10 protein-coding genes are annotated in these 12,599 nt (G+C 72.7%); 4 read left to right on the forward strand and 6 right to left on the reverse strand.

Features of this window, described 5'->3' with window-relative positions; translation table 11 throughout:
- Positions 1-378: 378 nt before the first annotated feature.
- The 4 genes from FDP22_RS22790 to rfbF are packed head-to-tail and all read right to left on the reverse strand — an operon-like array spanning position 379 to position 4,437.
- The gene (locus tag FDP22_RS22790) at positions 379-1,662 is read right to left on the reverse strand and encodes a class I SAM-dependent methyltransferase (RefSeq protein ID WP_239032041.1); all 1,284 of its coding nucleotides are present in this window, start codon (positions 1,660-1,662) and stop codon (positions 379-381) included.
- Entirely contained in the window at positions 1,655-3,055 is a 1,401-nt protein-coding gene (locus FDP22_RS22795) for a DUF4910 domain-containing protein (RefSeq protein WP_138579290.1), read from the reverse strand. Before FDP22_RS22795 ends, FDP22_RS22790 begins: the two co-directional genes overlap by 8 nt.
- A complete protein-coding gene (locus FDP22_RS22800; RefSeq protein ID WP_138579288.1) occupies positions 3,048-3,611 on the reverse strand; it encodes a dTDP-4-dehydrorhamnose 3,5-epimerase family protein in 564 nt (187 codons plus the stop codon). The genes FDP22_RS22795 and FDP22_RS22800 overlap by 8 nt, the downstream gene beginning before the upstream one ends.
- A 49-nt stretch (positions 3,612-3,660) precedes the next feature.
- Positions 3,661-4,437: a glucose-1-phosphate cytidylyltransferase gene (gene rfbF, locus FDP22_RS22805; RefSeq protein WP_138579286.1), complete on the reverse strand. Its 777-nt coding sequence runs from the start codon at positions 4,435-4,437 to the stop codon at positions 3,661-3,663.
- A gap of 969 nt (positions 4,438-5,406) precedes the next feature.
- Here rfbF and FDP22_RS22810 point away from each other — a divergent pair.
- Positions 5,407-6,816 carry a mannose-1-phosphate guanylyltransferase/mannose-6-phosphate isomerase gene (locus FDP22_RS22810; protein ID WP_138579284.1) on the forward strand — a complete coding sequence of 470 codons (1,410 nt, stop codon included), beginning with the start codon at positions 5,407-5,409 and terminating at the stop codon, positions 6,814-6,816.
- Entirely contained in the window at positions 6,803-7,873 is a 1,071-nt protein-coding gene (locus tag FDP22_RS22815) for a tetratricopeptide repeat protein (RefSeq protein WP_138579282.1), read from the forward strand. Before FDP22_RS22810 ends, FDP22_RS22815 begins: the two co-directional genes overlap by 14 nt.
- A gap of 548 nt (positions 7,874-8,421) precedes the next feature.
- Here FDP22_RS22815 and FDP22_RS22820 read toward each other — a convergent pair.
- On the reverse strand, positions 8,422-8,667 hold the full coding sequence (locus FDP22_RS22820) for a hypothetical protein (RefSeq protein ID WP_138579280.1): 246 nt from the start codon (positions 8,665-8,667) through the stop codon (positions 8,422-8,424).
- A 499-nt stretch (positions 8,668-9,166) separates the two neighbouring features.
- On the opposite strand from FDP22_RS22820, the gene FDP22_RS24655 reads away from it, so the two are divergent.
- Both FDP22_RS24655 and FDP22_RS22830 read left to right on the forward strand, forming a co-directional pair.
- Positions 9,167-9,916, forward strand: a complete 750-nt coding sequence (locus FDP22_RS24655; RefSeq protein ID WP_170317852.1) for a metallophosphoesterase — start codon at positions 9,167-9,169, stop codon at positions 9,914-9,916.
- Entirely contained in the window at positions 9,913-10,293 is a 381-nt protein-coding gene (locus FDP22_RS22830) for a VanZ family protein (RefSeq protein ID WP_138579276.1), read from the forward strand. The genes FDP22_RS24655 and FDP22_RS22830 overlap by 4 nt, the downstream gene beginning before the upstream one ends.
- A 271-nt stretch (positions 10,294-10,564) precedes the next feature.
- Here FDP22_RS22830 and FDP22_RS25035 read toward each other — a convergent pair whose 3' ends face one another.
- A complete protein-coding gene (locus FDP22_RS25035) occupies positions 10,565-12,160 on the reverse strand; it encodes a sugar transferase (protein WP_239032042.1) in 1,596 nt (531 codons plus the stop codon).
- Between the last annotated feature and the right edge of the window lie 439 nt (positions 12,161-12,599).

A 12,599-nucleotide genomic window follows, 5' to 3' on the forward strand; every position in this document is an offset into this window, starting at 1 on the left:
CGGCAGGCGCGCTGCGCGGTGTCGCGCCGGCAGGCGCGCTGCTCACCCTCACGCCGGCAGGCGCGCCGCTCACCCGCGCGCCCGCAGGCGTCGCGCGCCCGGGCGCCCCGCCCACGGGCACAGGATTCAGGGCCGCGCCCGTTGGCGCAGGCCCCGGCGCCGCACCCACAGGCGGGCCCGCGGGCCTGCCGCTCAGGGCCATGGCCAGAGGCGTGCCGCTCAGCAGCCTGCCGGCAGGCGCGTCAGCGGGGGACACACCGGCGGGTTCTCCGCCCTGCGGGGCGCTCAGGGGCGCGGGGCCGGGCGTCTCTCCCCGCGGCGGCGGGGCGGCGCGGCGCAGGGTCTCCGCGGCGCCGGCGAGGCCCATGGCCACCGGGCTCAGGCCGGCGCGGGGATGATCCGTGGATGCGGAATCGCGCATAGGAAGGTCCCTCCCTGGGAGCTGTAGGCCGCCTGCTGGGCCACGATTTCATCGGCGAAGTTCCACGACAGGATCAGCAGCGCCTCCGGCTTCGTCTCCAGCAGCGCCTCCACGGGCCGGATCTCCAGCCGCACGCCGGGCATGTACTTGCCCACCTTGTTGGTGTTGCGGTCGACCACGTAGTCGATGGTGCCCTCGGGCAGGCGGGCGAAGTTCAGCAGCGTCGCCCCCTTCGCCGCGGCGCCGTAGGCGGCCACGGTGCGGCCGCGGGCGCGCATCTCGCCCAGCATGGTGCGCAGGTCGGCGCCGATCTTCTCCACCCGCGCGCCGAAGCGGCGGTAGTACTCGAGCCCGCCGATGCCCAGCAGCCGCTCCTCCTCCTGCAGGGCGAGGAGCCGCGCGCTCTTGCCGCGCAGCCGGCTCACCCGCAGGCGCAGCGAGCCGCCGTGGATCGGCAGGCGCGTGACGTCGTTGAGGTGCAGCCCGTGGCGCTCGAACAGGGGCTCCAGCGCGGCGAGCGAGTAGTAGAACACGTGCTCGTGGTAGATCGTGTCGAAGGCGCATTGCTCCACCAGGTCGCGCACGTAGGGGAACTCGAACTCGGCGATGCCGTCGCCGGCCAGCAGCACCGCGAAGCCCTCGACGAAATCGTTGATGTTCTCGACATGCGCCAGCACGTTGTTGGCCAGCATCACCGAGGCGCGCCGCCCCTCGGACACGAGCTGCCCCGCGAGGGCGGCGCCGAAATAGTCCTGGAGCGTCTCCACCCCCACCTTGCGCGCCGCCGCCGCCGGGCCGTCGGCCGGGTCGATCCCCAGCACCGGCACCCCGGCCTCCACGAAGTTGCGCAACAGGTAGCCGTCGTTGGAGGCGATCTCGACCACGAGATCCTCCGCCCCCAGCCGCCGCTCCTCCATCAGCGCCAGCGCATGGGCGCGGCTGTGGGTGAGCAGGGCGGGGATGAAGGAGGAGTAATAGGGATAATCCATCCCGAACAGCACCTGCGGCGGGATGGTCTCGCTCACCTGCAGCAGGCCGCAGCCCTCGCAGATCATCACCTCCAGCGGGAACACCGGCTCGTCATGGGCGAGGTCGGCCTTCTCCAGCAGGGCATTGGCCAGCGGCTGGGCGCCGAGGTCGAGCACCAGGCTGAGGTCCGCCCCGTCGCAGGAGCGGCAGCGGGAGATGCGGCGGGCGCCGCGCAGCCCCGCGTGGTCTTCGGTCATCTGGTCGTCAGGCATGAGGGAAATCCTTCGCACCAAGGGGAGTGTCAGCAATGATCGCGTCCGAAACAGCCACGCGGCCCACCAGCCCGGCCGCCTGCGCCAGCCGGGCGGCGGCCTGCAGGCGCGCGAAGGGCACGCCGGCGCGCTCGGCCATCTCGAGCAGGCTGTGGGCACCGTCGGCGAGGTTGAGGAACCACATCAGGTCCATCTGGCTGGCGGCCGCGGAGGTGGTCTGCCCGGAAATCGCGCGGTAGAGGCCGCGGCGGCCGAGCTGCGGCTCGCCCCGCCCGTCGGTGCGCAGGAAGGTCACGTCGCCGTCGATCACGTCGATCACCGCCTGCGTCGTGGCGAGGGACTGCTCCAGCGCTCCTTGCGTGATGAAATCGCAGTTGTCCTCGCTGGTGTGATACTCGGGGAAGCGCCCGTGCACGCCGCGCATCAGGCAGCCCACCGGCAGGTCGAACCCCGGCGAGCAGTACTGCCGCTCGTCATAGCCGTCCGGGGTGAAGGGCAGCAGCGCATGCGCCGCCTCGCCCCCACCCAGCACATGCGCCACCGCCCGGTCCACCAGCGCCGTGCCCTGGCGGGAGCGCTTGTAATGGAAGGGGCCCGCGTCGCCGAGGCAGGTGAGCACCAGCCCGGCGCGGATCGCCCCCAGCCGGGCCTCGTTCTGCGCAAGCCAGGCGATGGTGCCGATGGTGGCGGGCACGAACAGCAGCCGCAGCCCCAGCCGCCGGCGCTCCCCCCGCTCCTGCGCCGCGCGCGCCGCGATCCCCAGCGCGGTGGCCACCGCGATGCCGGAGAGATTGTCATTGGCAAGCGAGGGGTGGCAGACATGCGCGCTCACCAGCACCTCGCCCGCCTCCTCTCCGGGAAAGAACGCCTCGCCCCAGGTGAGGCTGCCCGGCGCCAGCGTGCTGTCGATCTCCACCCGGTATTCGGCGTCGCGCATGCGCTCCCAGGTCTCGTGGGCCATGCAGAAGCCCCAGTCGCGGGCATAGTAGCCGGTGCGGTAGGGGATGATGCCGGGCCGCTCCGGCAGGGTGTGGACATGGGCCGCCAGCGCCGCGCGCGAAAACACCCCGCTCACCGGCACCGAATAGCCCATCACGTGCAGCGAATGCGCGGCGAAATCCACCAGCACCTCGCCCGAGAGGCTGCGGATGGTGGCGGCGCGGATGCTCCATTCCTCCGGAACATGCCAGTCCAGCACCGGGGTGCCGCTCGCAACCTCATGGATCTCGAGCGGCACATGCCGGGCGACATGGCCCAGCGTCTCGCGCACGCCGGGGCCGGTGATGGACCGCGCGATCGGGTAGAGGGTGCGGCAGAAACCGTGCAGGTCGAAGCGCCCCGCCGCGCCCCCCGTGTCCCCCGCCGCCTCGCGTGCCGTCTCCCGGTCAAGCATGGGCCCGCTCCGCGAGCCAGGGGAAGCGCCCGGCAAGGTCCGGCCAGGCGCGGTCCTTCTCCGACAGCCCGCGCACCGGCAGCGGCCAGGCGAGCCCCAGGGCCGGGTCGTCATGGCGGAACCCGTCATAGAGTTCGGGCACGTAGACCTCGCCCATCAGGTATTCCACCACCGCCTCCTCCGAGAGGAGCTGGAAGCCATGCGCGAAGCCGCCGGGCACGCAGAGCATCTGCGGCCGCGCGCCGTCGAGCACATGGGCAAAGGCCTGCCCCCGGGTGGGCGAGCCCGCGCGCAGATCCACGATCACGTCGTGGATGCGCCCCAGGCTGCAGCGCACCACCTTCGGGTCCGGGCGCGGATCGCGCTGGAAATGCATGCCGCGCAGGGTGCCGGCGCCGCGGGTGAGCGAGACGTTTCCCTGCAGCGGCGTGAAGGCGAAACCGGCGGCGGCGAAGCTCTCCGCGCACCAGGACCGGGCGAAGGAGCCGCGCTCATCGGCATGCAGCACCGGCTCGATCAGCCGGGCATCGCTGTCTCCGACACGAAGGACCCTCATGCCGCCCCCCCTGTCACGGACGCGGCGCCATGCGCGGGGCGGGCGTGGCTTACCAGACCCGCCACGGTGCGTCTCCGGCGTTCCACAGGTCATTCAGCACGGTCTTGTCGCGCAGCGTGTCCATGGGATGCCAGAACCCGTGATGCCGGTAGGCCACCAGCTCGCCCTTCTCGGTGAGCTTGCGCATCGGGTCATGCTCCCAGATCGTGGCATCGCCGTCGATGAGGTCGATCACCTCGGGCTGGAGCACGAAGAAGCCGCCGTTCACCCAGGTGCCGTCGCCGTTCGGCTTCTCGTGGAAGTTCTGCACGGTGGGGTCGTTGCCGGCGAGATACATGGCGCCGAAGCGGCCCGTGGGCTGCACCGCGGTCACCGTGGCCATCTTGCCCTGGGCGGTGTGGAAGGAGAGCAGGTCGGCGATGTCGATGTTCCCCACCCCGTCGCCATAGGTCATCAGGAAGGGTTCGTCATCGTCGAGAAAGCGGCGGATGCGTTTCAGCCGGCCGCCCGTCATCGTGTTGAGCCCCGTGTCGACCAGGGTCACCCGCCAGTCGTCACGGGGCTCGTCGATGTATTGTGCCGTCGAACGGGAAAGATCGAACGTCACACTTGAGTTTCTAATATGGTAGTCCTGAAAATATTTCTTGATCAAAAAGCCTTTATATCCGCAACACACGATGAATTCCTTGGCGCCGAAGCGGGCGAAGATCTTCATGATGTGCCAGATGATCGGCTCGGACCCGATTTCCACGAGCGGCTTGGGAAGGATGGATGTTTCCTCCGAGAGCCTGGTGCCGAGACCGCCTGCAAGAATAACTACCTTCATGACTTTTAATAACCTCGAAAGAGATTTACACGCTCTTCAGGCCCAATATAAAATTTTTTCAAGTATTAAATGTACGCCACAAAAAACATGACGCTTCTTTCATAAGGCCCGTGAATATTCCCTCATCCGGCAGCGCGGCAGGTCATTTTCACTGCAACTTTCGCTGTGCACCGCACAACGGCCTTGCATAATTTGGTACCCGTAGCCTCAAAGTATGTCAACGACAATAATTAATACGCGTTAACATGTTTCGAAGTTGTGGATATCGTTTTTCATTAACCTCCGGTTGATGTATCGAACAGTTTAATTGAAATTATACCAATTACTGATTGCATTCGGGCCGGGTTACACCTCGTGGGTTGCATTTCCGCGGCAGAATTCCGGCAGATCGGCGGTTTTTCGCCTGCTCCGGGCCTGTTTCGCGCATGATTCCGGGTGTGACGTGGTGATTCCCGTTCCGGGGTATGTTGCAGAGTGCTGGAAGACCAATGATTTGCGCGCCGTTTCTCCCTCCTGCCACCCGGGTCTGCCGGCGGACCTGCCCTCCGGACCGTCACGGTCCGGCACGGCCCGGCCGCGCCGCCCGGCCCCTGCACCGGCCCGCAGGCCCCCCGGCCCGCGCCGATCTTGCGCCGCAGCATTCCGGGGGCCGGGCCCGGCTCCGCGCGGCCATCCCGCCCGCTGTTGCACCGGCCGTCCCGACACCCGTTCCGCCCCCTGCCGGCGCGCGCCCCGGGGGCGGGCACCCGCTCCGCCCCCCGCCGGCGGACCTGTGTCCTGCCCGCGCCCGTCCGGGCGCATGCCCTCCCCGCGTCCCGGCGGGCGCATGTCCTTCCCGCGTCCCGGCGGGCGCATGTCCTTCCCGCGTCCCGGCGAGGCCGCCGCCCCGGGGCGCGCCCGGGGGCGGCGGCCCCCGCGGCTGGTCCCCCCGCCTTTTCCCCCGTTTCTTTCCCTGAGGAGTTTGGTTTCATGATTCATCCTGTCATCCTGTGCGGCGGTTCCGGCACGCGTCTCTGGCCCGTGTCGCGCAAGAGCTACCCCAAGCAGTTCAGCCCGCTGATGGGCGAGGAGAGCCTGTTCCAGGCCAGCCTGCGCCGGCTGTCCGGCCCGGGGTTCGGCGCGCCGATCGTGCTCACCAACACCGAATTCCGCTTCATCGCCACCGAGCAGCTCGCCTCGCTGGGCATCTCCGACGGCCAGGTGCTCATCGAGCCGGCCAGCCGCAACACCGCGCCGGCGGTGCTCTGCGCCGCCCTCTCCCTGGAGGCCACGCCCGAGGCGCTGATGCTGGTCGCGCCCTCCGACCACGTGATCGCCGATACCGATGCCTTCCACGCCGCCGTGGCGCTGGGCACGCAGGCCGCGGAGGCCGGGCGGCTGGTCACCTTCGGCATCCGCCCCGACCGGCCGGAGACCGGCTACGGCTATCTCGAGCTCGCCCATCCCGGCCAGTCCGGCGCCCAGCCCCTCGAGCGCTTCGTCGAGAAGCCCTGCGCCGCCGCCGCGGCGGAGATGCTCGCCTCCGGGCGGTTCCTGTGGAATGCCGGCATCTTCCTGTTCCGGGTCTGCGACATCCTGGCCGCCTACGAGGCCCATGCGCCCGCGCTCATCGGCCCCTGCCGCGCCGCCCTTTCCGAGGGCCGCGCCGACCTGGGCTTCTTCCGCCTCGGCGAGGCCGCCTTCGCCGCCTGCCCGGACCTGTCCATCGACTATGCGGTGATGGAGAAGAGCGACGCGCTCTCCGTGGTGCCCTTCGACGGGGGCTGGAACGACCTCGGCTCCTGGGACGCGGTGTGGCGCGAGCTGGGGCCGGATGCCGACGGGCTCACCACCCAGGGCTCGGTCACCGCCATCGACTGCTCCCAGTCCATGCTGCGCTCGGATGACGAGAACATGCATCTCGTCGGCATCGGGCTGAAGAACATCGCCGCCATCGCCATGCGCGACGCGGTGCTGGTGGCCAATCTCGACGAGAGCCAGCGGGTGAAGGAGGTGGTCGCCCGGCTCAGAACCCTCAACGCCCCCCAGGCCGAGGGCTTCCCGCGCTGCCACCGGCCCTGGGGCTGGTACGAGACGCTGAGCCTCGCGCCGCGCTTCCAGGTCAAGCGCATCATGGTCCACCCCGGGGCCAAGCTCTCGCTGCAGAGCCATGTGCACCGCTCGGAGCACTGGATCGTGGTCTCGGGCACCGCGAAGGTGACGGTGGATGGCACGGTGACCCTGCTCAGCGAGAACCAGTCCACCTACATCCCGCTCGGCGCCGTGCACCGGATGGAGAACCCCGGCAAGGTCGACATGCATCTCATCGAGGTCCAGACCGGGGTCTATCTCGGCGAGGATGACATCATCCGCTACGAGGACATCTATGCCCGGACCTGAGGCGCTGCCCGCGCCCTCCCGGCGCGCGGCCGGCCCCGGCCGGGGAGGCGCGGGCAGCAGGGCGGGCAGGGGCGGGCTGCGCGCGCCGCCCCGCGCCTGGGCGGCGCATCTGGCGCCGGGCGGGCTGCTGGGGCTGCTGGTCCTGTGCCTTGCCGGGATCTTCTCGGCCAGCCCGGCGCTCAACCCCGCCCGGCGGGTGACGGGGGCGGACGGCGCCTGGCAGCTCAGCGCGCAGGAGGACCTCTACGACCCCTCCGCCTACCTGTTCCAGAAGGGCTACGGCTTCCTGCTGGCCGGCTCGGAGGCGGAGCTGTTCGGCCCCGCGCCGGCGGACGGGCAGGGCCCGGAGACAGGACAGAATACGGGGCAGAATACGGGACGGGTTCCGGAGCAGGACGCGGCCCTCGATCCCACCTTCGCCGCCCGCCTCGCCCCGCGGATGCCCGACCGGATGCGCGCGGCCGGCCCCCCGGCGGTGGGGGGAAGTGCGGCGGGCGGGGGCGCGGACGGCGCGGAGGACCCGGATGACATCGACCCTGCGGATGCCGACCTGCCCCCCGAGCTGCGCCGGGCCCGGATCCTCGCCGCGCTCGCCGCGGAGATCGCGGCCGAGACCGCCGGGGCAGCCGGGGCGGACCCGCTGGCCCGCAATGCCGACCGGGCGGTGACGCATCTGCGCGCCAGCCTCGCGCTGGCGCCGGGCAATGTCTACGCCTGGAACGCGCTGGCCAATGCCGAGCTGCTGCGCGGGGACGCGCCGGCGGCCTGGACGGCGCTGCGCCGGTCCTGGAGCCTGGCGCCCTACAGCCGGCCGGTGGCCTTCGAGCGGCTGCGCCTCGCCTCGCGGCTCAGCCTGCTGCCGCGGGCCGGGCCGGGCCCCACCCCCGCCGATCTCGACGCCATGACCGCCGACATCGCCGTGGGCCTGCATTTCGACCGCTGGTATTACCGCGCCTGGGTGCAGCCCGGGCTCGCCCCCCTGTTGCAGGGGCTCGACACGCTGTTGCGCGCCGCCCCCGATCCGGCCTCGGATCCCGCCCTCACCCCCTCCGGCTGACCCCGCCCGGGGCCCCGCCCCCGGGGCTCCCCATACCTCTCCGGGCCTCCCCGTGCCCGCGCCGTGTCTCCCCACGCCGCGCCCCGTGCACCCCTGTGCGTCCCCGCGTCTCGCCATGTCTGCCGGGCGCACGGCACGGCGCAGGCCCCTCCTCGGGGAGGGGCACGGGAGGGCCTCCCGGGGAGGCCGCAAGGCGGAGGAGGAGATGGGGGGAAACGGGCGCGGAGGGGCAAGGGAGGCGGGCCCCGGTCCGCAGCGGGAGGCGCGGGACAGGGCACGCGGGGCGGTGCCGGGCGTCCGGGTCCGGCGCGCAACAGCCTGCCGAGCCCCTGCAGCAAAGGGCGAGCCCGGGCCGCACCGAAGCCGGAGGCAGGGGCCCCGGGCACCGCGCAGGCCGGCCCTTCGGCACGAACCGCCCGATGCAGGCCCCCATGACGCAAGTCGGCATGCCCCGGGCGCCTCAGCGCAGACGGGCAGGCCGCACGGGCGACCTGCCGCTGCAGGCGGGAGTATCCTCGCCCCGGGGCCGGGGCGCGGCCTCGGTCAGATCAGGTGGCGGAAACCTTCCGGCCGGTGATACGCTCATACTTGCGCACCAGGCGGTCTTCGCGCAGCACGTCGACGAACTGGAGCTGGCGCTGGAGGTTCTCGAGCCAGAGCGAGGCGCGGGCGATCTTGCGCGCCAGCCTGGCCTGGTAGGCCACCTGGTCGGTATGTGCATAGGCGTCCGACCAGGCATCGATCCGGCGCTGGGCCCTGGCGATCCGGGTCTCGATGGCCGCCTTCAGCGCCACACGAAGCTCGGCACGCGCCTCCGCGCTGTAGGACCGGACCCCATCTCCTGCAGCAGACGCAGGAGATACACTTATTAAGGGAAAAGCAACAAACCCTGCAACCAGAAAACTCATAACGCTAGACTTTGAAATAATTCGGAACATTATAGTAAACCTCCTGAATAACGTGGCCAAATTACCATTCTCATGGCGTGCATGTCAATCGGAGTCCCGGGGCTTCCCGCCTCCCGCGGCGCCGGATCGACGGGAGATCTGCGGGAGGCACGAACACCGCCGCGGCGGTGTTCGCGGGCCGGGTCCGCGCCCGTCCCGGCGCAGGCCCCCCGGCGGCCCGGCCGCCCGCCCCGGGCCCGCACGCCGGAGGAACACGCCAGAGGAAGGGGAGGAGACATCCCGTCGTGACATCCCGCCTGATGCCCCCCGGGGCCCCCACCCTTCGAGGCGCGCCGTGAGGTTCCTGCGCCGCAGGCCCCCTGCCCCGCCCGCCCCGCAGCCCCGCGTGGCCGCCGACCGCCGCATCTACGCGGTCGGCGACGTGCATGGCCGCTCCGACCTGCTCCTCCGCCTGCTCGAGACCATTCTCGCCGACCACACGGCGCGCACGCGGGCCGAGGCGCAGGCCGGCAGCCCCGCGCGCCGGCTGCAGCTCGTGCTGCTGGGCGATTACGTGGACCGCGGCGACCACGCCCGCGAGGTGCTCGACATGCTCGCCACCCTGCGCGCGGACACCCGGGACGACGGGCTGGTGCTGCTGCGCGGCAACCACGAGGCGGCGCTGCTCTCCTTCCTCGGGAACCCGGCGGGCGGCGCGGCCTGGCTCACCTTCGGCGGGCGCCAGACCCTGGGCAGCTACGGCATCACCCTGGGCCTGCACCCGCAGGAGGCCGACCTCGCCACCGCCGCCGAGGCGCTGCACGCGGCCCTCGGCCCCCACCTGGGCCTGCTGCGCGAGACCACGCTGATGCACCGCTCCGGCGACGTGATCTTCGCCCATGCCGGCATCGCCCCGGACCTGCCGCTCTCCGCCCAGCCCGAACAGGCGCTGCTCTGGGGCCGCTCGCGCTTCCTGGAGATGCCGCCGCCCGAGGGGCTCGTGGTGGTGCACGGCCATTACGACGCCCCCGAGCCGGTGACCGGGCCCGGGCGGATCTGCATCGACACCGGGGCCTATTACACCGGCCGGCTCACCGCGCTGCGCCTCGACGCGGAACAGGCGCTCCTGCATGCCGATGCCGGCGGGGCGCGATGACCGGGGGGCGCGGGCGCGCACGGGGGCTGGCGCTGCGGCGCTTCTGGCAGGGGGCGGCGCTGGTCACGCTGGGGCTGGTGTTCTGGCTCAGCCTCACGCCCTCGCCGCCGCAGATCCGCCGCGCGCCGCCGGAGCTGGCCTATGTGGTGCACGTGCTGATGCATTTCGGCATCGGGCTCACGCTGCTGCTGGCCGCGGGGCCGCACCACCGGCGCCGGGCCTTCGCGGCGATGGCGGTGCTGGTCGTCGGGCTGGAGATCGCCCAGACCCGGGTGCCGCACCGCAGCTTTGACCCGGCCGACATGCTCGCCAACGCCCTCGGCGCGCTGGCCGCCGCGCTCCTCGTCCACACGCTCACCCGCCGGGCCCGGCGCTGACCCCGGCCGGGGCCCGGGCGCACGCTCCGGCCCTGCCCCCGCGCGGCCGGCACAGGGTCAGCCCCATCCGCGCCCGGGGCGGCACGCCCGGCGGAGAGACCACCCCGGCGGCCGGCACTCCGGGCAGCCGGCCCGGGGGCGCCCCCCGGAGCCGCCTGCGCTGCGCGCAGATCCCACACAGGCCCCGCGCCCGGCGGACAGACGGCGCACAGCAGACAGACGGCGCGCGGCAAGCGCGCGGCACCAGGCAGGCAAACGGCGCGCGGCGGCCTCACACCCCGGGGCGGTTGCGCCGCAGCGCCGCGGCGGTGGCCCAGAGGATGGCGAGGTCCAGCCAGAGCCCGGCCTCGCGCCGGTAGCGCGCATCCAGGCGCATGCGCTCGCAATAGGGCAGCGCCGAGCCGCCGGAGACCTGCCACAGCCCCGAGATCCCCGGCCGGCAGGCGATATAGGCGGCAAAGCCCGGCGCGGCGGCATAGGCGCGGTCGGCCGGGTAGCCCGGCTCCTCCGGCGCCACCACCGGGCGCGGGCCCACCAGGCTCATCTCGCCGCGCAGCACGTTCAGCAGCTGCGGCAGCTCGTCGAGGCCGAAGCGGCGCAGCAGCCGGCCGATCCGGGTCACCCGCGGATCCTGCGAGAGCTTCTGGTGGCGCGCCCATTCCGCCCGGGCCTGCGGGTCGGCGGCCAGCAGGGCGGCGAGGCGCCGGTCCGCGTCCACCTGCATGGTGCGGAACTTCAGGCAGCCGAAGCGCCGCCCGCCGCGCCCCACCCGCCGCTGCACGTAGAACACCGGCCCGCCGGAACAGGCCAGCGCCAGGCCCGCGACCAGCATCACCGGCGCGCCCAGCGCCAGCCCCGTCAGCGCGCCGGCCAGGTCCATCGCGCGTTTCAGCGGCGCGGTGACCCATGTCGAGGACAGCGCCTCCGCCTCGCCCGGCCAGAACAGCGCCGCACCGCCCGGGGCGAGGAAGGCGCGCGGCGCCTCGGCGAACCCGCCCCTCCCCGCGCCCGGAGGCACACCCGTTCCGGGGGCCGCCGCACGCTGCGCGACAGCGGCCGCCGCCACCGGCCGGTCCGGCAGCGCGGGCCCGGCGCAGCGGGCCGCCTGCGCCGGGTGATCAAACCGTTCCGCCGGCGGCCACGGCTCCCCGCGGAGCAGGGCCGGCTCCGCAGCCTCCCGCAAGGGCGCTGCCGCCTGTGCCGGACCTCCCGGAGACAGTGCCGCCTGCGCCGGGTCCCACGACGCCAGTGCCGGCGGGGCCGGACTCCTCGAGAATGGCGAGAGGTCTGCCGGCTGCGCCGATCCTTCGGAAGACAGCGCCCGCTGCACCGGGCCCCACAAGGATATTGCCGGCTGCGCCGCACTCCTCAAAGACTCTGCCGGCTGCGCCTGATGCCTCAAAAGCCCTGCCGGCTGCGCCGGACTCCTCAAGAGCTCTGCCGGCGGGGCCGCCTCCGCCGGCAGCAGCCGCGCCCGCGTCCGCCCCATGAGCGCCAGCGGCACGAACAGCGCCCAGGACAAAGCCGCCGCCAGGCCCTCGGCCCCCGACGCCCAGAGCAGCAGCAGGCTCCACAGCCCCAGCAGCCCGGCCATGCCGGTGATCCCGCGCAGTTCCTCCGGCAGCCCCAGGCCGGAGCGGTACAGCCCCGCCAGCCGCGCCAGCACCGGCACGCAGATCAGCAGCGCCCCCGCGGCGCCCGAGCCCCCCGCCAGCCCGCAGAGCAGCGCCGGAAGCGCCCCCGCGGCGAGATCGGTGAGCATCACTCCCCGCGCCCGGCGTGTCTCCTGCCGCGGAGCGGGGCCGGAGGCGAGACCGCGCAGGCCGGACCCGTCGAGGTCGTGACATCCGAAGCCGGGATCGCGCATCCTCATCCTCCTCGTCCCGCCGGGCACGCCTCCCATGCGGGCCACCCGGAGAGCCGCAACTAAGGACAGATCAAGGTAAACAGAGTGCTAATCCGGCCGCCCGGGGATATCCGGACGCGGGCAGGGCAGCCCGTGACAGGGGCCCGTGACAGGCGCGGGCAGGAGGCCCCGCCGCGGGGCGCGGCGGCTGGCCCGGCCGCCCCGGACAGAAGAACCGGCAGGGGCGATCGGGCCCCGCGCCCGGTTCACAGGGTCAGGCCGCGCCCCCGGCTCCCGCGCGCGGCCACACACGCGGCCACACACGGGGGGGCAGGCCGGGCATGACCCCGCCCCGCCCCCCGCGTGCGCCCGGCGCCGGCGCCCCGGGCCAGCCCCTGAAGCCGGCCCCTGAAACCGGCCCGGGGGCGCCCTTCGGGCCGCGCATCGGGCCAGCCGGCAG

The organism is Paroceanicella profunda (assembly GCF_005887635.2).
GTDB classification, from domain to species: domain Bacteria; phylum Pseudomonadota; class Alphaproteobacteria; order Rhodobacterales; family Rhodobacteraceae; genus Paroceanicella; species Paroceanicella profunda.

Bases quoted from the DNA above. Each gene is read 5' to 3' on its own strand.
- FDP22_RS22790 (WP_239032041.1), bottom strand. From the start codon at position 1,662: ATGCCTGACGACCAGATGACCGAAGACCACGCGGGGCTGCGCGGCGCC.
- FDP22_RS22795 (WP_138579290.1), bottom strand. From the start codon at position 3,055: ATGCTTGACCGGGAGACGGCACGCGAGGCGGCGGGGGACACGGGGGGC.
- FDP22_RS22800 (WP_138579288.1), bottom strand. From the start codon at position 3,611: ATGAGGGTCCTTCGTGTCGGAGACAGCGATGCCCGGCTGATCGAGCCG.
- rfbF (WP_138579286.1), bottom strand. From the start codon at position 4,437: ATGAAGGTAGTTATTCTTGCAGGCGGTCTCGGCACCAGGCTCTCGGAG.
- FDP22_RS22810 (WP_138579284.1), top strand. From the start codon at position 5,407: ATGATTCATCCTGTCATCCTGTGCGGCGGTTCCGGCACGCGTCTCTGG.
- FDP22_RS22815 (WP_138579282.1), top strand. From the start codon at position 6,803: ATGCCCGGACCTGAGGCGCTGCCCGCGCCCTCCCGGCGCGCGGCCGGC.
- FDP22_RS22830 (WP_138579276.1), top strand. From the start codon at position 9,913: ATGACCGGGGGGCGCGGGCGCGCACGGGGGCTGGCGCTGCGGCGCTTC.
- FDP22_RS25035 (WP_239032042.1), bottom strand. From the start codon at position 12,160: ATGCGCGATCCCGGCTTCGGATGTCACGACCTCGACGGGTCCGGCCTG.